The sequence below is a fragment of the Paraburkholderia sp. PAMB 6770 genome (assembly GCF_057748135.1).
This window is the reverse complement of record NZ_CM173238.1, coordinates 359,483-380,636: the sequence shown is the minus strand read 5'-3', so window position 1 is coordinate 380,636 and position 21,154 is coordinate 359,483. Positions and strand designations below refer to the sequence as shown.

The 21,154-nt window shown below is 68.7% G+C and carries 19 protein-coding genes; 11 read left to right on the top strand and 8 right to left on the bottom strand.

Annotation, left to right across the window (positions count from 1 at the left end):
* Nucleotides 1-50 precede the first annotated feature (50 nt).
* Entirely contained in the window at nt 51-1,010 is a 960-nt protein-coding gene (gene miaA / locus AC3AP7_RS01850) for a tRNA (adenosine(37)-N6)-dimethylallyltransferase MiaA (RefSeq protein WP_475766132.1), read from the top strand.
* Between the two features lie 206 nt (nt 1,011-1,216).
* Here the strand turns inward: miaA and purM are convergent, their stop codons facing one another.
* The gene (gene purM, locus AC3AP7_RS01845) at nt 1,217-2,272 is read right to left on the bottom strand and encodes a phosphoribosylformylglycinamidine cyclo-ligase (RefSeq protein ID WP_475766134.1); all 1,056 of its coding nucleotides are present in this window, start codon (nt 2,270-2,272) and stop codon (nt 1,217-1,219) included.
* A gap of 104 nt (nt 2,273-2,376) precedes the next feature.
* Here purM and AC3AP7_RS01840 point away from each other — a divergent pair, with 104 nt between their 5' ends.
* Genes AC3AP7_RS01840 through panB form a run of 7 tightly spaced genes read left to right on the top strand, consistent with a single transcriptional unit; the run spans nt 2,377 to nt 8,636 of the window.
* The gene (locus AC3AP7_RS01840) at nt 2,377-3,453 is read left to right on the top strand and encodes an AI-2E family transporter (protein ID WP_475767844.1); all 1,077 of its coding nucleotides are present in this window, start codon (nt 2,377-2,379) and stop codon (nt 3,451-3,453) included.
* A gap of 52 nt (nt 3,454-3,505) precedes the next feature.
* Nucleotides 3,506-4,255 carry a DnaA regulatory inactivator Hda gene (gene hda, locus AC3AP7_RS01835; RefSeq protein WP_475766136.1) on the top strand — a complete coding sequence of 250 codons (750 nt, stop codon included), beginning with the start codon at nt 3,506-3,508 and terminating at the stop codon, nt 4,253-4,255.
* Nucleotides 4,248-4,934 carry a histidinol-phosphatase gene (locus AC3AP7_RS01830; protein ID WP_475766138.1) on the top strand — a complete coding sequence of 229 codons (687 nt, stop codon included), beginning with the start codon at nt 4,248-4,250 and terminating at the stop codon, nt 4,932-4,934. Before hda ends, AC3AP7_RS01830 begins: the two co-directional genes overlap by 8 nt.
* Nucleotides 4,931-6,487, top strand: coding sequence for a polynucleotide adenylyltransferase PcnB (gene pcnB, locus AC3AP7_RS01825; protein WP_475766140.1), 1,557 nt, complete (start codon nt 4,931-4,933; stop codon nt 6,485-6,487). Before AC3AP7_RS01830 ends, pcnB begins: the two co-directional genes overlap by 4 nt.
* A gap of 49 nt (nt 6,488-6,536) precedes the next feature.
* Nucleotides 6,537-7,094 (top strand): 2-amino-4-hydroxy-6-hydroxymethyldihydropteridine diphosphokinase, encoded by a 558-nt coding sequence (folK, locus tag AC3AP7_RS01820; RefSeq protein ID WP_475766142.1) that lies wholly within the window; start codon nt 6,537-6,539, stop codon nt 7,092-7,094.
* Entirely contained in the window at nt 7,091-7,783 is a 693-nt protein-coding gene (locus AC3AP7_RS01815) for a deoxynucleoside kinase (protein ID WP_475766144.1), read from the top strand. The genes folK and AC3AP7_RS01815 overlap by 4 nt, the downstream gene beginning before the upstream one ends.
* A 37-nt stretch (nt 7,784-7,820) precedes the next feature.
* Complete coding sequence (gene panB / locus AC3AP7_RS01810) at nt 7,821-8,636, top strand: 3-methyl-2-oxobutanoate hydroxymethyltransferase (protein WP_475766145.1); 816 nt, start codon at nt 7,821-7,823, stop codon at nt 8,634-8,636.
* 101 nt (nt 8,637-8,737) lie between these two features.
* On the opposite strand, the gene pabB is transcribed toward panB, so the two are convergent.
* The 4 genes from pabB to grpE all read right to left on the bottom strand — a co-directional run bounded on the left by pabB (nt 8,738) and on the right by grpE (nt 14,930).
* A complete protein-coding gene (gene pabB / locus AC3AP7_RS01805) occupies nt 8,738-10,657 on the bottom strand; it encodes an aminodeoxychorismate synthase component I (RefSeq protein WP_475766147.1) in 1,920 nt (639 codons plus the stop codon).
* A gap of 28 nt (nt 10,658-10,685) precedes the next feature.
* Complete coding sequence (dnaJ, locus tag AC3AP7_RS01800; protein ID WP_475766148.1) at nt 10,686-11,828, bottom strand: molecular chaperone DnaJ; 1,143 nt, start codon at nt 11,826-11,828, stop codon at nt 10,686-10,688.
* 261 nt (nt 11,829-12,089) lie between these two features.
* Complete coding sequence (gene dnaK / locus AC3AP7_RS01795) at nt 12,090-14,054, bottom strand: molecular chaperone DnaK (RefSeq protein ID WP_475766150.1); 1,965 nt, start codon at nt 14,052-14,054, stop codon at nt 12,090-12,092.
* A gap of 297 nt (nt 14,055-14,351) precedes the next feature.
* The gene (grpE, locus tag AC3AP7_RS01790; RefSeq protein ID WP_475766152.1) at nt 14,352-14,930 is read right to left on the bottom strand and encodes a nucleotide exchange factor GrpE; all 579 of its coding nucleotides are present in this window, start codon (nt 14,928-14,930) and stop codon (nt 14,352-14,354) included.
* Between the two features lie 342 nt (nt 14,931-15,272).
* Here grpE and AC3AP7_RS01785 point away from each other — a divergent pair, with 342 nt between their 5' ends.
* Nucleotides 15,273-15,434 carry a hypothetical protein gene (locus AC3AP7_RS01785; RefSeq protein WP_475766153.1) on the top strand — a complete coding sequence of 54 codons (162 nt, stop codon included), beginning with the start codon at nt 15,273-15,275 and terminating at the stop codon, nt 15,432-15,434.
* Here AC3AP7_RS01785 and AC3AP7_RS01780 read toward each other — a convergent pair.
* The 3 genes from AC3AP7_RS01780 to hrcA form a co-directional block, all read right to left on the bottom strand.
* Complete coding sequence (locus AC3AP7_RS01780) at nt 15,406-15,813, bottom strand: RNA-binding S4 domain-containing protein (RefSeq protein WP_475766155.1); 408 nt, start codon at nt 15,811-15,813, stop codon at nt 15,406-15,408. The genes AC3AP7_RS01785 and AC3AP7_RS01780 overlap by 29 nt on opposite strands.
* Nucleotides 15,814-15,958: 145 nt before the next feature.
* Nucleotides 15,959-17,026, bottom strand: a complete 1,068-nt coding sequence (gene hemH, locus AC3AP7_RS01775; RefSeq protein ID WP_475766157.1) for a ferrochelatase — start codon at nt 17,024-17,026, stop codon at nt 15,959-15,961.
* A gap of 142 nt (nt 17,027-17,168) precedes the next feature.
* On the bottom strand, nt 17,169-18,188 hold the full coding sequence (hrcA, locus tag AC3AP7_RS01770; protein WP_475766159.1) for a heat-inducible transcriptional repressor HrcA: 1,020 nt from the start codon (nt 18,186-18,188) through the stop codon (nt 17,169-17,171).
* Between the two features lie 247 nt (nt 18,189-18,435).
* Between hrcA and AC3AP7_RS01765 the strand changes: the two genes are divergently transcribed.
* Nucleotides 18,436-19,338, top strand: a complete 903-nt coding sequence (locus tag AC3AP7_RS01765; RefSeq protein WP_475766161.1) for an NAD kinase — start codon at nt 18,436-18,438, stop codon at nt 19,336-19,338.
* Between the two features lie 43 nt (nt 19,339-19,381).
* Nucleotides 19,382-21,052: a DNA repair protein RecN gene (gene recN, locus AC3AP7_RS01760; protein ID WP_475766163.1), complete on the top strand. Its 1,671-nt coding sequence runs from the start codon at nt 19,382-19,384 to the stop codon at nt 21,050-21,052.
* The last annotated feature ends 102 nt before the right edge of the window (nt 21,053-21,154 follow it).

Genomic DNA, 21,154 nt, shown 5'->3' with positions numbered 1-21,154 from the left:
CGCGCGCGCCCCGATGCTTTGCTCCGATGCTTTGCTCCGATAGTGTGCCGATGACGTCCGCCCCACGCCCGCCGGTTGCCTGCCTGCTTGGCCCGACCGCCTCCGGCAAGACCGCCGCCGCGCTCGCATTCGCGGCGCGGCGGCCGGTCGAGATCGTGAGCCTCGACTCGGCGCTCGTCTACCGCGAGATGGATATCGGCACCGCGAAACCCGCGCTCGCCGAGCGCGCGCAGGTGCCGCACCATCTGATCGACGTCATCGATCCGGCCGACGCGTACTCGGCCGCCGAATTTCGCTCGGACGCGCTGCGCCTCGTACGCGAGATCCACGCGCGCGGCCGCACGCCGCTGATCGTCGGCGGCACGATGCTCTACTACAAGGCGCTGACGCAAGGGCTCAACGACCTGCCGCCCGCCGACCCCGACGTACGCGCCGCGCTCGACGCCGACGCCGCCCGCGACGGCTGGCCGGCGCTGCATGCGCGGCTCGCCGCGGTGGACCCGGCGAGCGCCGCGCGGCTCGCGCCGAACGATTCGCAGCGCATCCAGCGCGCGCTCGAAATCTACCTGCTGACCGGCCAGCCGATGTCGGCGCTGCTCGCCGCGCCGCCGCGCGTCGACTCGGACGCGAACGCGCCGCCGTGGCGCTTCGCGCCGGTGGCACTCGAACCGTCGGATCGCGGCGTGCTGCACGAGCGAATCGCACAGCGTTTCGATGCGATGCTGGCGGCGGGTTTCATCGACGAAGTCGAGCGGTTGCGCGCGCGCGGCGACCTGCACGCCGGGCTGCCGTCGATGCGCTGCGTCGGCTACCGGCAAGCGTGGGCCTATCTGGACGGCGAAACCGATTACGCGACGATGCGCGACAAAGGCATCTTCGCGACCCGCCAGCTTTGCAAACGGCAACTCACGTGGCTGCGCGCGATGCCGGAACGCATCGTGATCGACTGCTGCGCGGCCGATGCGACACACCTGGCGCTTGCTGCCATCGAGCGAGTACTCGACGCGTGAGCCGGTTCGGGCAGCAGGCTGCCGACCGGCATCGTGTGGGGCGCGCCGGCGTGGACGTCTGCCCCGATCTTCTTGTCCTTTTCCTTGCCGATGGACGCAAAAAAACCGCCCGGCCTGAAGCCGGGCGGTTTGACAGGAATCCGTCATGCATGCATGAATTCTGGCAGCGCCAGAAACGCCAGGCGCCGACGCGGGCTGCGCCCGCCTCACACCACCACAGTCTGCGCCTCGCCTTCGCGGCTTGCGCGCACGGTGCCGATCCGCCACACCTGCTCGCCTGCCGCCGACAGCAGCCCGATCGCCTTGTCCGCGTCCTGCTCGCCGACCACCACCGCCATGCCGATCCCGCAGTTGAACACGCGGTGCATCTCCGCATCCGCGACGCCGCCGTGCTTCTGCAGCCACGAGAAAAGCGGCGGCAGCGGCCACGCGCGGTGGTCCAGCTCGGCGGTCAGGCCCGCGCGCAACACGCGCGGAATGTTCTCGACCAGCCCGCCGCCCGTGATGTGCGCCATCCCCTTCACCGCGAGCTGCGCCATCAGCGCGAGCAGCGGCTTCACGTAGATGCGGGTGGGCGCCATCAGCGCGTCGGCGAGCGAGCGGCCGTCGAAGTCGGCCGCGAGATCGGGCTGCGCGCGCTCGACGATCTTGCGCACCAGCGAAAAACCGTTCGAATGGATCCCGCTCGACGCAAGGCCGAGCACCACGTCGCCCGGCGCGATCGTGCTGCCGTCGATGATCTTGCTCTTTTCGACCGCGCCGACCGCGAACCCCGCCAGATCGTATTCGCCGTCCGGGTACATGCCCGGCATTTCCGCCGTCTCGCCGCCGATGAGCGCGCAGCCAGCCAGCTCGCAGCCCTGTGCGATGCCCTTGACGACCGTCGCGGCGGTGCCCACTTCGAGCTTGCCGCACGCGAAATAGTCGAGGAAGAACAGCGGCTCGGCGCCCTGCACGAGGATGTCGTTCACGCTCATCGCGACGAGGTCCTGGCCGACCGTGTCGTGTTTGTTCAGATGAAACGCCAGCTTCAGCTTGGTGCCGACGCCGTCCGTGCCCGACACGAGCACCGGCTCGCGATACTTCTTCGGCACCTCGAACAGCGCGCCAAACCCGCCGATGCCGCCCAGCACGCCGTCGCGCAAGGTCTTTTTGGCAAAGGGCTTGATCGCGTCGACGAGGGCATCGCCCGCGTCGATGTCGACGCCTGCATCGCGGTAGGACAGGCCTTTGGCGTCAGGGGCGGATTTCGGTCGATTCATGGGGAAGAATGGGGAGGAGCGAGAAGGTCGGTAAAATGCGATTTTACCCGATGCCGGCCGGTTGGCTGGACTTTCCCCGTTCCGACGACACCTGGGAATCCATTTTGCAGCAGAACCCCACCCTTCTCACGCCCTATCAGCGGCGCGCGCTCATCTGGGCCGCGATCGCGCTCAGCCTCGGCCTGCTGTTGTGGCTGCTGCGCGCCGTGCTCACGCCGTTCCTGCTCGGCGCGATTCTCGCGTACATCCTGCAGCCGGGGGTCGCCGCGCTGGTCCGCCGGCGCGTGCCGCGCGGCCTCGCGGCGCTGCTGATGATGCTCGTCTTCACGCTCGCGCTGACCATGCTGATCCTGCTCGTGCTGGTGGTCGTGCAGAAAGAGGGGCCGCAGTTGCGCGAGCAGGTGCCGGCCATGTTCGCGCACCTGAACGCATGGCTGCAGCCGAAGCTCGCGCGCTTCGGCCTCGCCAACGCGCTCGACTTCGGCAGCCTGCGCGACCTCGTGATGAACCAGCTCGAAGGCAGCGCGCAAACCATCGCGCTCTACGCATGGACGTCGATCCGCACCAGCAGCAACGTGATGATCACGGTGATCGGCAACGTCGTGATGGTGCCGCTCGTGCTGTTCTACCTGCTGTACGACTGGAACAGCCTCGTCGCGCGCCTCGAAGTGTTCGTGCCGCGCCGCTGGCTCGACAAGACGCTGCAGCTCGCGCGCGACATGAACCAGATGCTGTCGCAGTACCTGCGCGGCCAGCTCCTCGTGATGGCCGTGCTGGCGGCCTACTATACGGTTGCGCTGACGATCGCCGGCTTCGAGATCGCGCTGCCGGTCGGCATCTTCACGGGCGTCGCGGTGTTCATTCCGTACATCGGCTACGCAACCGGGCTCGCGCTCGCCCTCGTCGCCGCGCTGCTGCAGTTCGGCGACTGGTACGGCTTCGGCGCGGTGGCCATCGTCTACGGGATCGGCCAGATACTCGAGAGCTTCTTTCTCACGCCGCGCCTCGTCGGCGAGCGCATCGGCCTGCATCCGCTCGCGGTGATCTTCGCGCTGCTCGCGTTCGGGCAGCTGTTCGGCTTTTTCGGCGTGCTGCTGGCGCTGCCGGTCAGCGCGATCCTGTCGGTGGCGCTGCGCGAACTGCGCCAGAGCTATCTGTCGAGCGCGCTCTACAGAAACTGACCCCGGGAACTGACCCGCAACGCCTCGGCTCACCTATCCGGCTTTCGACACTGTGCTTCGCCAACTGACGCTCGATCTCGGCACGCCGCCGCCTTCGACATTCGACAACTTCTTCGCCGGCGCGAACGCCGAGCTGCTCGCGCGGCTGCGCGGGCTCGAGGGCGCGCTCGCGGCCGGCCCGCTCGCCGACCGCACGTTCTACATCTGGGGCGAGCCCGGCAGCGGCCGCACGCATCTGCTGCAGGCGCTCGTGCACGAGGCCGCGCCCGGTCACGCGCGGTTCGCCGGGCCGCAGAGCAGCCTTGCCGCGTTCGCCTTCGACCCGCAGGTGGCGCTCTACGCGCTCGACGACTGCGACCGCCTGTCCGGCGCGCAGCAGATCGCGCTGTTCAACCTGTTCAACGAGGTGCGCGCGCACCCGTCGAGCGCGCTCGTCGCCGCCGGCAATGCGGCCCCGATCGGGCTGCACGTGCGGGAAGACCTGCGCACGCGCCTCGGCTGGGGCCTCGTGTTCCAGGTTGCGCCGCTGCCCGACGACGCGAAGGCCGCGGTGTTCAAGCAGGCCGCGCGCGAGCGCGGCATCGTGCTCGCCGACGACGTGCCCGCCTACCTGCTCACCCACTACCGGCGCGACATGCCGAGCCTGATGGCGCTGCTCGACGCGCTCGACCGCTTCTCGCTCGAGCAGAAACGCGCGGTCACGCTGCCGCTGCTGCGGGCGCTGCTCGCCGCGCCGGCCGGCGGCAACCCGGGAACGGCAACCGCTTCACCCGCTTCAAGTAAAATAGGCCCCCATGGCTAATCTCGCTCTGTTCGACCTCGATCACACGCTCATTCCCACCGACAGCGACCACGAATGGGGCCGCTTCATGGTCAGGCACGGCATGGTCGAAGCCGAAAGCTTCGCACGTGAAAACGACCGCTTCTTTGCCGACTACAAGGCCGGCAGGCTGGACATTCACGCCTATCTGGTCGCCATGCTCACGCCGCTGTCGAAATACACGCGCGCGCAGCTCGCTGCGTATCACGAGCAGTACATGCACGAGGTGATCCGGCCCGCGATCCTGCCGGTCGCGCTCGACCTGGTGCGCCGGCATCGCGACGCCGGCGACCTGTGCTGCCTCGTCACCGCGACCAATGCATTCATCACCGGCCCGATCGCCACGGCGTTCGGCATCGACACGCTGATCGCCTGCGAAGCGCAGACCGTGGACGGTCACCCGGATTCGGCCTACACGGGCCGCCCGACCGGCACGCCGAGCTACCGGGAAGGCAAGATCGTGCGCACCGAAGCCTGGCTCGCGTCGCTCGGCAAGAGCTGGCCGGATTTCGAGCGCAGCTATTTCTACAGCGACTCGCACAACGACATTCCGCTGCTCGAAAAAGTCACCGACCCGATCGCGACCAACCCGGACGACACGCTGCGCGCGCATGCGCAGACGCGCGGCTGGCGCATCCTCGACCTCTTCCAACCCACGTGATCAAAAAACTCATTCGCAAGCTGTTCGGACAGGAAGCGGCGCCCGCCGAGGCGCCCGCGCATCCCGCCGGGGAAGCAGACGCCGCCGGCGCGCCGGCCAGGCCCGCGCGGACCCGCCGCAAGCCCGCCCGCGCCGCGCAGGAACCGGATGCACCGGTCATCATTGCCGCCGACATCCACGGCATCGATCCCGCGCTGATATCGCGCAACGCGATCCGCGTCACCGAGGGGCTGCAGAAAGCGGGCTTTCGCGCGTTCATCGTCGGCGGCGCGGTGCGCGACCTGCTGCTCGGCGTCGCGCCGAAAGACTTCGACGTCGCCACCGACGCGACCCCCGACCAGGTGCAGAAGCTGTTCCGCCGCGCGCGGATCATCGGCCGGCGCTTCCAGATCGTGCACGTCCAGTTCGGCCAGGAAATCATCGAAACCTCGACGTTCCGCGCGCTCGTCGACGCCCCCGTCGCCGACGCGCCGCCGCCGCGGCGCCTGAAGCGCGACGAGCTCGACCGGCGCACCCACGCGGTCGACGCGAGCGGCCGCGTGCTGCGCGACAACGTCTGGGGCGAACAGCACGAAGACGCCACGCGGCGCGACTTCACGATCAACGCGATGTATTACGATCCGGCCACGCAAACCGTGCTGGATTACCACAACGGCATGGCCGACGTGCGCGCCCGCCTGCTGCGGATGATCGGCGACCCGGCCACGCGCTACCGCGAAGATCCGGTGCGGATGCTGCGCGTCGTGCGTTTTGCGGCCAAGCTCGGCTTCGAAATCGAAGCCGCGACGCGCGCGCCGATCCGCGAGATGGCCGACCTGATCAACAACGTCCCCGCCGCCCGCCTGTTCGACGAAATGCTGAAGCTGCTGCTGTCGGGCCACGCGCTCGCGTGCCTGCAGCGTCTGCGCGCGGAAGGCCTGCATCACGGCCTGCTGCCGCTGCTCGACGTGGTGCTCGAGCAGCCGCACGGCGAGCGCTTCATCACGCTCGCGCTGAACAGCACCGACGCGCGCGTGCGGGCCGGCAAGCCGGTGTCGCCGGGCTTCCTGTTCGCGACGCTGCTGTGGCACGACGTGCAGCAGCGCTCGCAGAACTACGCCGCCGAAGGCGAGCTCCCGGTGCCCGCACTGCACCGCGCGATGGACGACGTGCTCGACATGCAGACCGAAAAGCTCGCGATCCACAAGCGCTTCTCGTCCGACATGCGCGAGATCTGGGGATTGCAGCTGCGCCTCGAGAAACACGCGGGCCGCGGCGCGCTGAAGCTGCTGGAACACCAAAGATTCAGAGCGGGGTATGATTTCCTCCTGCTACGCTGCGAATCGGGCGAACTCGACGAGTCGACCGGCGCGTGGTGGACAGCCTTCATCGAAGCCGACCCCGCCGGGCGCGAGAGCCTGCTCGCCGAGGGCGGCAAGGACCGCAGTCCGCGCAAGCGGCGGCGGCGCGGCGGCGCCCGCAACCGCCAGACGGGCGACGGCGCGGACGAAGGCGGCACGGCGGCCGAGCGCGCGGCCGCCGGTGCGGACCGCGCCGGCCCGCACGAGGACTGACGCGCGCCGGCAAGCCGCCGGTCGAAAAATAGTCGCAGGAAGTGATGCCATGACGGTTGCCTATCTCGGTCTCGGCGCAAATCTCGGGGATGCGCGCCAGACCCTGAAAGACGCGGTGGTCTGCCTTGCCCAGCAGCACGCCATCACCGTGCTCGCGAAGTCGAGCCTGTATCGCACGGCCCCGATCGACGCCGGCGGCGACGACTACCTGAATTGCGTCGTGAAGCTCGACACGACGCTGTCGGCGCGGCATCTGCTCGCGTTGTGCCACAAGATCGAGTTGCACTTCGGCCGCGAGCGGCCCTACCGCAACGCGCCGCGCACGCTCGATCTCGACATCCTGCTGTACGGCGAGCACACCGTCGAAGAGCCCGACCTGATCATCCCGCATCCGCGCCTCACCGAGCGCGCGTTCGCGCTCGTGCCGCTCGTCGAGCTCGCACCGGATCTCGTGATTCCGTCGAGAGGCCGCGCCGACGCGCATCTGGCCGCGGTCGCCCCGCAGCGCATCGAAAAGCTCCGGTCCCCCTGCCAGTGCCCGCTGCTGAACGCGGCGGCGGAGCAGGAGCGCGTCCCGGCCGACGCCGCGCGGGGCCCCTGCCCATGAACGCAACGCCCCTGACGGTCAGCGCACCGCAGTTGCGGCCGCCGTTTCGCTACATCGCGATCGAAGGCCCGATCGGCGTCGGCAAGACGTCGCTCGCCCGGCGCCTCGCCGAACGCTGGTCGATGCATCCGTTGTTCGAACGGCCGCAGGACAACCCGTTCCTCGAACGCTTCTACCGCGACACCGCACGCTACGCGCTGCCCACGCAGCTGCACTTCGCGCTGCAGCGCGCGCAGCAGGCCGAGGAAGTCGCCGCCGTTCACGCGGCCGGCACGCCGCTGATCGCGGACTTCATGACGCAGAAGAACGACATCTTCGCGCGGCTCACGCTGCCCGACGACGAATGGCAGCTCTATCGCGTGCTCGCCGCAAAGCTCGCCGCCGAAGCGCGCGCGAGCGCGCCCGCGCCGGACTTCGTCGTCTACCTGCAGGCGAGCCCCGAGGCGCTGTACGCGCGCATCCAGCGCCGCGCGCTGCCGATGGAACTGCAGATTCCAGACGCGTATCTGCGCGCGCTGTGCGACGCGTACAACACGTTCTTCTACCACTACGACCGCACGCCGGTCTTGACGGTCAACGCGGAACACCTGAATCCGCTCGAATCCGACGCGGACCTCGCGCTGCTGGTCGAGCGCATCGAGACGATGCGCGGGCGCAAGGAAAGCTTTGTCAAAGGCATGCCGCGCTGAAGCGGCGTCGCCCTCCCTCATTTCCACGGATGTCTTTATGACTTATTTGCAGGAGCCGAGCCGCAGCGCGATGACCGTTCCGAAGCTGCAGTCCATGCGTGACGCCGGTGAGCGCATCGTCATGCTCACCTGCTACGACGCGAGCTTCGCGGCGCTGCTGGACCGCGCCGGCGTGGACGTGCTGCTGATCGGCGACTCGCTCGGCAACGTGCTGCAAGGCCAGGTGACGACGCTGCCGGTCACGCTCGCCGAGATCGCCTACCATACCGCCTGCGTTGCGCGCGCGCGTCCGTCGGCGCTGGTCGTGGCGGACCTGCCGTTCGGCACGTACGGCACCCCGGAAGCCGCGTTCGCGAGTTCGGTGGAGCTGATGCGCGCCGGCGCGCAGATGGTGAAGCTCGAAGGCGGCGAATGGCTGGCCGGGACGATCCGCAGTCTCGTCGAGCGTGCCGTGCCGGTGTGCGCGCACATCGGGCTGACCCCGCAGTCGGTACATGCGTTCGGCGGGTTCAAGGTGCAGGGCAAGACCGAGGCCGCCGCGAGCCAGTTGCTGCGCGATGCGCGCGCGGTCCAGGAGGCCGGAGCCCAGCTGATCGTGCTGGAAGCCGTCCCGGCGGCGCTCGCCGCCGAGGTGACGAAGCAGTTGCGGATTCCGACCATCGGGATCGGCGCGGGCATTGATTGCTCGGGGCAGGTGCTGGTGCTGCACGACATGCTGGGCATTTTCCCCGGCAAACGCCCGCGCTTCGTGAAGGATTTCATGCACGGCCAGCCGAGCATCGCCGCCGCGGTCGAGGCGTACGTGCGCGCGGTGCGAGACGGCTCGTTCCCGGGCGCCGAGCATTCGTTCTGAGCAGACGCACGGTGCGCCTCGACTGACACGAAAGGCGTGTGCGCCTGCGTGCTCACGCGCGCGGCGTGCTGCCGCCGGTGACGAAGACGTCGTGTGCGGCGTTACAGAACGCGCGCCGGCAGCGCGCCGCGCAGCGCGTTGCAGATCATCAGCGCCTGCGCGCGGCGGACGTCGTCCAGTGTCAGCACCCGCTCGGCGGCGCCCAGCGCCGGGTCGTCGAGCAGCACCGCGCGCATCACGCCCGGCAGCGCCCCCGACGCAACGGGTGGCGTCCACCAGCGTCCGTCGATCTGGACGAAGACGTTCGAGCGGCCGCCTTCGGTCAATTCTCCGCGCGTGTTGAAAAACAGCACGTCGAAGCCGCCTTGCGCCTCCGCCGCGCGCCACGCCCGATCGTAGTCCGCGCGGCGGGTCGTCTTGTGCCGCAGCAGCGGGTCGGTCGCGTCGGTGGGGGTGAAACCGTGCTCCGGCGCGAGCAGCACGCCCGCGACCGGATCGCCCAGCGCAGCAAGCGGCGCGGCGCCGATCTGCACGGCGCCGTCCTTCGCGAGCGCGAGCCTCACGCGATGCGGCTGCCCCGCCGGCAACGCGGCGCACTGCGCCGCCAGTTGCGCGCGCAGCGCCGCTTCGTCATGCCTGAAGCCCAACCAGGCCGCGCTGGCGGCGAGCCGCGCGAGATGCCGTTCGAGGTGGCGCACGCCCGCTTCGCGGGTTGCATAGAGCGTTTCGAACAGCGCAAAGCCAGGATCGGCTTCCGTGAAAAAGCGCGCTTTCAATTGGCACTCCGCATATTCTTCGGCGGCGACGCTGTCGAGCACGATCCCCGCGCCGACGCCCAGCGTCCCGGGCCGCAAGGCCGTATCCACGGCGGCCGGCTGCAGCGTCAGCGTGCGGATCGCGACCGACAGGCAGAAGTCGCCACAGGCCGCCGGCTCGTGGCCGGCCGGGGCGTCGAGCCAGCCGATCGCGCCGGTGTACAGGCCGCGCGGCGTGCTTTCGAGCGTCTCGATCAGTTGCATCGTGCGGTGCTTCGGCGCGCCGGTGATCGAGCCGCACGGAAACAGCGCGCGCAGCACCTCGGCAAATGGCGTCGATACAGGAAGCCGGGCCTCGACGGTGGACGTCATCTGCCAGACCGACGCATACGGCTCGACCGCGAACAGCGCCGGCACCGTGACGGAGCCGGTCTCGGCCACGCGCGACAGATCGTTGCGCAGCAGGTCGACGATCATCACGTTTTCAGCACGGTTCTTCGGGTCGCGCGCGAGAAAATCGGCCGCTTGCCGGTCGGCCCGGGCGTCGTCCGGATGGCGCGGGGCCGTGCCCTTCATCGGACGGGTGCGCAGCAGCGTCCCGCGCTTTTCGACAAACAACTCCGGCGAGCACGACAGCACCCAGTGGTCGCCGGGCAGCGCGATCAGCGCGCCGTACGGCACGGGCTGCCGCTCGCGCAGGCGTCGGTAGAGCGCGAGCGGCGAGCCGAATGCGTCGAACGCGAGCCGGTACGTGTAGTTGACCTGGTAGGAATCGCCCTCGCGCAGCGCCGCGTGAATCGCGTCGATCGCCGCGCCGAACTGCGGCGCGTCGACGCTGGCGCGCACGCGCGCCGCGCCCGCGACACCGGGCTCGTGTGTACCGCTGTCGACGCCCGCCAGCCACGCGCGCACGTCGTCGTCCGCGAGTCGCGCGCAATGCGCGAACAGCAAAATGCGCAGCGCCGCGGCGGCGTGCGGCAAGGCCGGCGGGTCGGCGGACACGGCGCCGTCCCCCGGCGGTACGCCCGCATGCGACGGTGCGCGGCCGAACACGATTTGCGCCCCGAACGCATAGTCCGCGAGCACGACCGCATGCAGGCCGGCGCGCAGATCGGCGCTCACCGCATCGCACACGGCCTCCAGCTGCGTGGCGTCGGTGCAGACCCGCTCGTGCCGAAAGCCCGTGTAGAGACGGCTCGCGCGCCGCGCCGCCGTCGCGCCGCAGTCGTCGAGCAACGCGAATACGGCGCCGCGATCGTCCATCATGTGACCTGTCGCTACCTTCCGCCCGCGCTCAGTCGAAGAAGCTCTTCACGCGGTCGAACCAGCTCTTGCTTTGCGGGCTGTGGCGCGCGCCGCCTTCGACCAGCGAGCGCTCGAACTGCTGCAGCAGTTCGCGCTGCGGCTCGGTGAGCTTGACCGGCGTCTCCACCTGCACATGCACGTACAGGTCGCCGGCGATGCTCGAGCGCAGCCCCTTGATGCCCTTCCCGCGCAGCCGGAACGTCTTGCCCGACTGGGTGCCCTCGGGCACCGTGAAGCTCGCGCGGCCCGCGAGCGTCGGCACTTCGATCTCGCCGCCGAGCGCGGCGGTGGTGAACGGAATCGGCATCTGGCAATGCAGGTCGTCGCCGTCGCGCTCGAACACCGTGTGCGGCTTGATGTGGATCTCGACGTACAGGTCGCCGGACGGTCCGCCGTTGATGCCCGGCTCGCCGTTGCCGGCCGAGCGGATGCGCATTCCGTCGTCGATACCCGCCGGAATCTTCACTTCCAGCGTCTTGGTTTCCTTCACCTTGCCCGCGCCGTGGCAGTGTACGCAGGGCTCCGGAATGTAGCTGCCGGTGCCGTGGCACTTCGGGCAGGTCTGCTGGATGCTGAAGAAGCCCTGCGACATGCGCACCGCACCCGAGCCGTTGCAGGTCGGGCAGGTCTCGGGCTTGGTGCCGGGCTTCGCGCCCGAGCCGTGGCAGATCTCGCACGACACCCAGCTCGGCACGCGGATCTGCGTGTCGTAGCCGTGCGCGGCCTGCTCCAGCGTGATTTCCATGCTGTAGCGCAGATCGGCGCCGCGATACACCTGCGGGCCCGCGCGGCCGCGACCGCCACCGCCACCGCCACCCGCGGCCTGGCCGAAGATGTCGCCGAAGATGTCGCCGAACGCGTCGGCAAAGCCGCCGAAACCCTGCGCGCCGGCGCCGCCCATGTTCGGGTCGACGCCCGCGTGGCCGTACTGGTCGTAAGCCGCGCGCTTTTGCGTGTCCGAGAGCATTTCATAGGCTTCCTTCACTTCCTTGAAATGCTCTTCCGCATCCTTGTTGCCCGGATTGCGGTCGGGGTGGTGCTTCATCGCGAGCTTGCGATAAGCCTTCTTGATTTCGTCGTCGCTTGCGTTCTTGGCGACGCCCAGAACCTCGTAGTAATCCCGTTTCGCCATATCGGTTCAACGCTCGCCGCGCGGTGTGGGCGCGACGGCTCCTCTTGAATGCTGGAGTCTAGCGACTCGTCCGGCCGCCGCTCGCCCGCGACCAGCGCGAACGGGCAACGCCCTCCATAAAACGAACGTGCCCGGAGAGCCGAAAGGCTCGCCAGGCGCGATACTGCCTTGCAGGCGCCAGCCCCTGAAGCGAGCCGGACCTCGTGCAGCCGGCCGCACACGCTGCCGTGTGCGGCTTTACGGTCAGACGGCGACCTGGCTTTAGTCCTTCTTCACTTCCTTGAACTCCGCGTCCACCACGTCGTCCTGCGGCTCGCCCGCGCCGCCCGCCGACGCGCCCGCACCCGCCGCGCCGGCCGCCCCCGCCGCTGCCGCGCCCGCGGCACCCTGGGCCGCCTGCATGTCGGCGTACATCTTTTCGCCGAGCTTCTGCGACGCGGTGGCGACCGCCTCGATCTTCGCCTCGATCGTGGCCTTTTCGCTCGCGCTGTTTTTCAGCGTGTCTTCGAGGTCCTTCAGCGCGGTCTCGATCTTTTCCTTCTCGCCCGCGTCCAGCTTGTCGCCGTACTCGGTCACCGCCTTCTTCGTGCTATGCACGAGCGCGTCGCCCTGGTTGCGCACGTCGGCCAGCTCGCGCAGCTTGTGATCTTCCTCGGCGTTCGCCTCGGCGTCCTTCACCATGCGCTCGATCTCGCCCTCGGACAGGCCCGAGTTCGCCTTGATCGTGATGCGGTTTTCCTTGCCGGTCGCCTTGTCCTTCGCGCCGACGTGCAGGATCCCGTTCGCGTCGATGTCGAACGTCACCTCGATCTGCGGCACGCCGCGCGGCGCCGGCGGAATGCCTTCGAGGTTGAACTCGCCGAGCAGCTTGTTGCCGGCCGCCATCTCGCGCTCGCCCTGGAACACCTTGATCGTCACCGCCGACTGGTTGTCGTCCGCGGTCGAATAGACCTGCGCGTGCTTGGTCGGGATCGTGGTGTTCTTGTTGATCATCTTCGTCATCACGCCGCCGAGCGTCTCGATGCCGAGCGACAGCGGGGTCACGTCGAGCAGCAGCACGTCCTTGCGGTCGCCCGACAGCACCTGGCCCTGGATCGCCGCACCGACGGCCACCGCTTCGTCCGGGTTCACGTCGCGGCGCGGATCCTTGCCGAAGAACTCCTTCACCTTTTCCTGCACCTTCGGCATGCGCGTCATGCCGCCGACGAGAATCACGTCGTCGATTTCGCCGACCTTCACGCCCGCGTCCTTGATCGCGATACGGCACGGCTCGATCGTGCGCTCGATCAGTTCCTCGACGAGCGCCTCGAGCTTCGCGCGGGTGATCTTCAGGTTCAGGTGCTTCGGACCCGACGCGTCGGCCGTGATGTACGGCAGGTTGATTTCGGTCTGCTGGCTCGACGACAGCTCGATCTTGGCCTTTTCGGCCGATTCCTTCAGGCGCTGCAGCGCGAGCACGTCCTTCGACAGGTCGACGCCCTGCTCCTTCTTGAACTCGCCGATGATGTAGTCGATGATGCGCTGGTCGAAGTCCTCGCCGCCGAGGAACGTGTCGCCGTTGGTCGACAGCACTTCGAACTGCTTCTCGCCGTCCACGTCCGCGATTTCGATGATCGAGATGTCGAACGTGCCGCCGCCGAGGTCGAACACCGCGATCTTGCGGTCGCCCTTCTCGGACTTGTCGAGGCCGAACGCGAGCGCGGCCGCGGTCGGCTCGTTGATGATGCGCTTGACTTCGAGGCCGGCGATGCGGCCCGCGTCCTTGGTCGCCTGACGCTGGCTGTCGTTGAAGTAGGCCGGCACCGTGATCACGGCTTCGCTGACCGTTTCGCCGAGGTAGTCTTCGGCGGTCTTCTTCATCTTGCGCAGCACTTCAGCCGAGATTTGCGGCGGCGCGAGCTTCTGGCCGCGCACTTCCACCCAGGCGTCGCCGTTGTCCGCCTTCACGATGCTGTACGGCATCAGGCCGATGTCCTTCTGCACTTCCTTTTCCTCGAAGCGCCGGCCGATCAGCCGCTTGACCGCATACAGCGTGTTGCGCGGGTTGGTGACCGACTGACGCTTCGCGGGTGCGCCGACGAGGATTTCGCCGTCTTCCATGTACGCGATGATCGACGGCGTGGTGCGCGCACCTTCCGAATTCTCGATCACCTTGACCTGGTTGCCTTCCATGATCGCCACGCACGAATTGGTCGTGCCGAGGTCGATACCGATGATTTTGCCCATTTTTACCCATCTCCTGACTTTGATCGCTGCGGGGTGTGCGCTGAACGCGTCTGGCAGCAACGCACACTGCCTTCAATTCAGACCTACCCTCAACATGAGAGCGTCCGGATCGTTTTCAAGACCCTTTACCCGATCCGGTCTTTAATTTTTTTCAATCGCCGGCCCGTTGCGCCGCGCGAAGCGCCGCTCCCGACCCGATCCGCCCGCATGCTGCCGGTCGACCGGCGCGGCCCCGGCGACGGGCAGCGCGCCCGGTTCGGCCGGCGGCGCGCACGGGCGGGATGACGCGCCGGGCGCTTACTTCGACTGGGCGACCGTCACGAGCGCCGGACGCAGCACGCGGTCGGCGATCACGTAACCCTTCTGCAGCACGGACACGACCGTGTTCGGCTCCTGGTCGGCCGGCACCATCGAAATGGCCTGGTGGCGGTGCGGGTCGAACTTCTCGCCGACCGGGTTCAGCGGCACGACGCGCCCTTTCTCCAGCGCGTTGCTCAGCTGGCGCAGCGTCAGCTCGACGCCCTCCTGGACTTTCTGCAGGTCGTCGCTCGAATGCGCGAGCGCGGCTTCCAGGCTGTCGACCACCGGCAGCAGGTGCTCGGCGAAGCTCTCGATCGCGAACTTGTGCGCCTTCGCGACGTCTTCCTGGGCGCGGCGGCGCACGTTCTCGGTCTCGGCCTTCGCGCGCAGAAAGCTCTCCTGGAGCTCGACGAGCTTCGCCCGCGCGTCGGCCAGCGCGGCCTCGGTGGCGGCGAAGTCGGGCGCGGCGCCTGCGGCGGCCTGCGCGTCGTGCGGCGCCGCTTCAGCGGCCGGATGCGCGGCCTCGTCGGCGGGCGTGGGATTCTGGCTCGTCGGGTTCTCTTGCGTATTTTCCATGTCGCTGAACGTCTTCAAAAAGTGGATGCCCGGATGGCCAGGCGCGCGGACAACAGGCCACTGTTGCCGGCACACCACAACGACCATCACTCCTCGCGAGCGCATATGGTGGCTCGCGGCGCCATTTCAAGCGCCTTCGGCAAATTTTTTGCACCGCAACAGTGCAGGCGAAATCCGCCGTTACAACGATTACCGCGCGTTCAACCGATTCGGATTGAGCGCCCCTGCAGACTGACCTAAACTGGACTCGTACACGCGAAAAACCGCGTTTACCCGGAGCGGCGCCGGGTCGGGCAACACCGCTTGCCGCAGTGCAACATTCGAATCCTGCGAGGAAGTACCGTGAAACTGACCTTTGCTATCGCGGGGATCGCGCTAGTGCTCATCGCGGGGACCACCACCATCTGCATGTCGGGCGCCGTCAACGACAGCACCGTGGAGTACGGGGGCATCCACGCCACCTTCGAGCAACTGCTCAATCCCCACCTGAAAGTTTGTCGATAATGCGGCGGTCGCGCTTGGTCGGCCGTCCGTGCAGCGCGGCGGCCGGTTCGCGGAACGTCCGGCGCCGCTCGAGTTCCTGCTGCCGCCTGGCGATGCTCTCCGCGGTTTCCGCGTAAAGCGTCTGCGCGACGCTCGCCGGGCCGCGCACGTCGCACACGCCCAGCACCTCGATCTGCCAGACGAGCCCTTCGCTCTCCACCTCGACGAGATCCCCGACCCGCACGTCCTTGGCGGGCTTGACCGTCGCGCCGCCGATCCGCACCCGCCCCTTCTCGACGGCGTCCGCCGCGAGCGAGCGCGTCTTGAAGAAGCGCGCGGCCCACAGCCATTTGTCGATGCGCAGACGCGCACCCGGTTCGGTCGAAATCCTGTAGTTCATGACTCTGTCTTGCGCGGTGCGCGCGTCGAAACAACCCGTACAGCCCGAGCGGAATGCGGCCGCATGACGGGCCCGGACGCCGCGGCGCCGGGGCGCCGGCCGGGGCGCCGCGCGTTCATCCAGCAGATGGCAGGGCGCCCGCGCGTCACGCCGCCGCGGCGCCGGCCAGCGCTACCTGCGCGGGCCAGCCCTGCAGGTTTTGCGCGACGATCTCGCCCAGCGCGGCAATCCACGCCGGCGACGCGTTCAGGCACGGGATCCGGTGAAACTCGGTGCCGCCCGCCTGCCGGAACGCGTCGCGCACCTCCATGCCGATCTCCTCGATCGTTTCGAGGCAGTCGGCGGTAAAGCCCGGGCAAAACACGTCCGCGCGCCGCACGCCGGCCGCGCCGAGTTCCCTGAGCGTCGGCTCGGTATAGGGCTGCAGCCATTCGGCCTTGCCGAAGCGCGACTGAAACGTCACGCGGCACTCGACCGGCGTCAGCCCGAGCGCCTGCATCAGCATTGCGGCGCTGTGCTGGCACTGGTCGTGGTACGGGTCGCCCAGGTCGAGCGTGCGTTTGGGTACGCCGTGAAAGCTGAGCACGAGCTTGTCGCCGGCCGCGAAATCCGGCGCGCCGTGCGTATGCCAGTAGTGGCGCACCTGCGCCGCGAGCGCGGCTATGTAAGCAGGATGGTCCGCGTAGTGGCGCACCGTGCGGATTTCGAGCTGGTTGCGCATGCGGGCGAGCGCCGCAAACGCGGCGTCGAACGCGGTGGCCGTGGTCGAAGACGAATACTGCGGGTACATCGGCATCAGCAGCACGCGCTCCGCGCCGGCGAGCTTCAGCTGGTTCAGCACCGCGGGAATGCCCGGCACGCCGTAGCGCATCGCGTGATCGACGAGCGTGGTGTAGCCGTTTGCATGCAGCAGCTGGCGCAGCGCTTCGACCTGCTTTTCCGTATGCACGCGCAGCGGCGAGCCCTCGGGCGTCCACACGGACGCATATTTGCGCGCCGACGACCGGCCGCGCAGCGGCAGGATGACGAGCCGCAGCAACACCTGCCAGAGCGGCGCCGGAATTTCGACCACCCGCGGGTCCGACAGGAACTGCGCCAGGTAGCGGCGCACCGCGCGGGGCGTGGGCGCGTCGGGCGTGCCGAGATTGATCAGCAGCACCGCCACGCGATGCGCACCCGCAGGCTGGGAGGGTCGCTCGAGATCGAAACGCATAAGCGGGAAGAGGCGCCGCGCACGGCGGCAAACGGTTCAGTGGAGACCATTATAGCGGCGCGGCCGACCGCCCATAGCCGGCCATCCGGCCAATGGTCGCCGCGCGCGGCAGCGTGCATCATGCAGGAATGCGTTGCCGGCGCTACTGCTGGCTGAGCGACAGCGACAATAGCCGGGCCGTGATGTCGACGATCGGAATCACGCGGTTGTACGCCATCCGCGTCGGCCCGATCACGCCCAGCGTGCCGACGATCTTGCCGTTCACCTCGTACGGCGCGGTCACGACGCTCATTTCCTCGATCGGGACGAGATTCGACTCGCCGCCGATGAAAATCTGCACGCCCTGTGCGTGGCTCGACACGTCGAGCAACTGAAGGAGGCTGGTCTTTTGGTCGAACACGTCGAACAGTTTGCGCAGCCGCGCCATGTCGGACGACAGGTCGGCTACTTCGAGCAGGTTGCGCTCGCCCGAGATCAGCACGGTCTCGCCGGTATCGCTCTCGTCCGTGCTGGCGGTGACGGCCGCATGCATCAGCGAGGTCATGTCGCCGCGCAGCTGGTCGATTTCCTCGCGCAGGCGTCGCCGCACCTCGTCGAACGACAGCCCGGCGAAGTGCGCGTTGATGTAGTTGGACGCCTCGACGAGTTCGGCCGGCGAAAAATCGCGCTGGGTCGCCATGATGCGGTTCTGCACATCGCCTTCCGGCGTGACGATGATCAGCAGGATGCGCTTGTCGGACAGGCGCATGAATTCGACCTGCTTGAACACGTGGCTGCGCCGCGGCGTCAGCACGACGCCGGCGAACTGCGACAGGTTGGACAGCACGCTTGCCGCGGCCGCGACGATCTTCTGCGGCTCGCCCGCCTGCAGCCGGGTCTTGACGGTGCGGGTCACCGCCGCCTCGTCCTCCGCGGACTCGACCGTCAGCATGGTGTCGACGAACAGCCGGTAGCCGCGCGGCGTCGGCACGCGCCCGGCCGACGTATGCGGGCTCGCGACGAGTCCCAGTTCCTCGAGATCGGACATCACGTTGCGGATCGTCGCCGGGCTCAGCTCCAGCCCCGAGTAGCGCGACAGCGTGCGCGAGCCGACCGGCTGACCTTCAGCGATATATCGCTCGATCAACGTTTTGAGGAGGGTTTGTGCGCGAGGATCTAGCATGAGTGAAAATTTTAGCTCAATGACACGGCGACCGCGAGCGGCCCGATACGGCCGTCCGTTGCGGCAGGATTGCGCGGCACGGTGCGTCATCCGGTGCCGGCGGGCGCGTCGCGCCGCGCGTCCGCCGCCTGCCATCGGAACCAGACCATTCTAACGATAATCCGGTGCCGCCCCCTTCCCCCGCCTGGGCGCCGCCCCGTCGGCGCGGGCGGTTCTTTTCGGTCCCCACCTATGGTGTAATGCCGGCATGCACGCTACCAGCCAGTTCCGGACCGTCGCGCTCGTCGGGCGCAGCCATACGCCAGGCATCGGCGAGCCGCTGACCGCGCTCGCCGCCTGCATCGCAAAACGCGGCTTCGACGTCGTTTTCGAAGCCGAGACCGCGCGCGAAATCGGCGTGAGCGAATATCCCGCGCTACGGCCCGCGGAGATCGGCGCACGCGCGGACGTCGCCGTGGTGCTGGGCGGCGACGGCACGATGCTCGGCATCGGCCGCCAGCTCGCGCCTTACCGCACGCCGCTGATCGGCATCAACCACGGGCGCGTCGGCTTCATCACCGACATCCCGATCGCGCGGATGCAGGAGCTGGTTCCGCAGATGCTCGGCGGCCATTTCGAGCGGGAGGAACGCACGCTGCTCGAAGCGCGCATCGTGCGCGGCGGCAACCCGATCTATCACGCGCTCGCGTTCAACGACGTGGTGGTGAACCGCAGCGGTTTCTCCGGGATGGTCGAGCTGCACGTCGAGGTGGACGGCCGCTTCATGTACAACCAGCGCTCGGACGGGCTGATCGTCGCCACGCCGACCGGCTCGACCGCGTACGCCCTGTCGTCGGCCGGACCGATCCTGCATCCGCAGCTGCAGGGCATCGTGCTGGTGCCGATCGCGCCGCACGCGCTGTCGAACCGCCCCATCGTGCTGCCGGACGACTCGAAAGTCAGCGTGCGCTTCGTCGCCGGGCGCGACGTCAATGTGAATTTCGACATGCAGTCGTTCACCGCGCTGGAGCACGACGACACGATCGAGGTGCGCCGCTCGCGCCACACGGTGCCGCTGCTGCACCCGGTCGGCTACAGCCATTACGCGACCCTGCGCAAGAAGCTGCACTGGAACGAATATCCGTCTCACGAAGACGACAGCAAACTCTGAGCCCACCGCCGCAACCGGCCCCCACGCCCCTCCGACGACGCCCATGCTCCGCCACCTCTCGATACGCGACTTCGTCATCGTCGCCGCGCTCGATCTCGAGTTCGACAGCGGCTTCACCGTCTTCTCAGGCGAAACCGGCGCCGGCAAATCGATCCTGATCGATGCGCTCGCGCTCACGCTCGGCGCGCGCGCCGATGCGAGCGTGGTGCGCACCGGCCAGGCGCGCGCGGACCTCACCGCCGAGTTCGACACGCACGCGCACGTCGAACAATGGCTCGACACGCAAGCGTTCGGCCCCGCCGGCAGCGACGACCCGCACGGCGGCACCGTGATGCTGCGCCGCGTAGTCGACGCGAGCGGACGCTCGCGCGCATTCATCAACGGCACCGCCGCGACGCTCGCGCAACTGCGCGAGCTCGGCGAGATGCTCGTCGACATTCACGGCCAGCACGCCCATCAGCTGCTGATGCGGCCGGACGCGCAACGCACGCTGTTCGACACGCATGCGGGCCTCGGCGCCATCGCGGACGCGGTGGGACGCGCATGGCGCACGTGGCGCGACGCGGCGCAAGCGGTCGAAACGGCGAAGACGCGCGACCGCGAGCTGCAGCTCGAGCGCGAGCGGCTCGCATGGCAGCTCGCCGAGCTCGACCGGCTCGCGCCGCAACCGGGCGAGTGGGAAGAGGTCAACGCGGAATACAACCGCTTGTCGCACTCGGCCAGCCTGATCGACGGCGTGCAGGGCGCGCTCGCGGCACTGTCGGAATCCGATGAGGCGATGCTCACGCAGCTCGCGGCCGTCATCTCGAAGCTGCGCGATCTGGCCGACATCGATCCCGCGCTGAGCGACGCGCTCGCCGCGCTCGAACCGGCCGAAATCCAGCTCCAGGAAGCCGCCTATTCGCTCAGCCACTACGCGCAACGGCTCGAACTCGATCCGCAGCGGCTTGCGCAGCTCGAAAAGCGCGTCGACGCGCTGCATTCGGCGGCGCGCAAGTTCCGCCTGCAACCGCACACGCTCCCCGACGAGCACACGGCCCGCCGTGCGCAACTCGCCGCGCTCGACGCCGCGACGGATCTCGAAAGCCTGCACGCCGCCGAAGCCAGGGCGCGCGACGCCTACCTGGCCGACGCGAAGCAGTTGTCGAAGGCGCGCGCGAAGGCCGCGAGAGCGCTGGGCGCCGCGGTGACGACCGGCATGCAGGAACTGTCGATGAAGGGCGGCAGTTTCGAGGCCGCGCTCGTCGCGCTGCCCGAGGGCGGCGCGCATGGCCTCGAACAGGTGGAGTTCCGCGTCGCGGGCCATGCGGGGGTGCCGCTGCGGCCGCTCGCGAAAGTGGCCTCGGGCGGCGAACTCGCGCGCATCAGCCTCGCGCTCGCGGTGATTGCGAGCGCAGCGAGCCCCACCCCGACGCTGATCTTCGACGAGGTGGATACCGGCATCGGCGGCGGCGTCGCCGAAGTGGTCGGGCGGCTGCTGCATCAACTCGGCGCAACGCGCCAGGTGCTGTGCGTCACCCACCTGCCGCAGGTCGCTGCGCGCGGCGACCATCACTTCCAGGTCGCGAAAGCCTCGGACGGCAAGCGCGGCACGCTCAGCACGGTCACGCCGCTCGACCGGGCGAGCCGCATCGAGGAAGTCGCACGGATGCTGGGCGGCCTCGAAATCACCGCCACGACACGCAAACACGCGAAGGAAATGCTGACCGCCTGAGCGCCGCCGCGTGAGCGCGGCGCGGGCTGGGCGCGGGCTGGGCGCGGGCTGGGCGCGGGCTGGGCGCGGGCTGGGCGCGGGCTGGGCGCGGGCTGGGCGCGG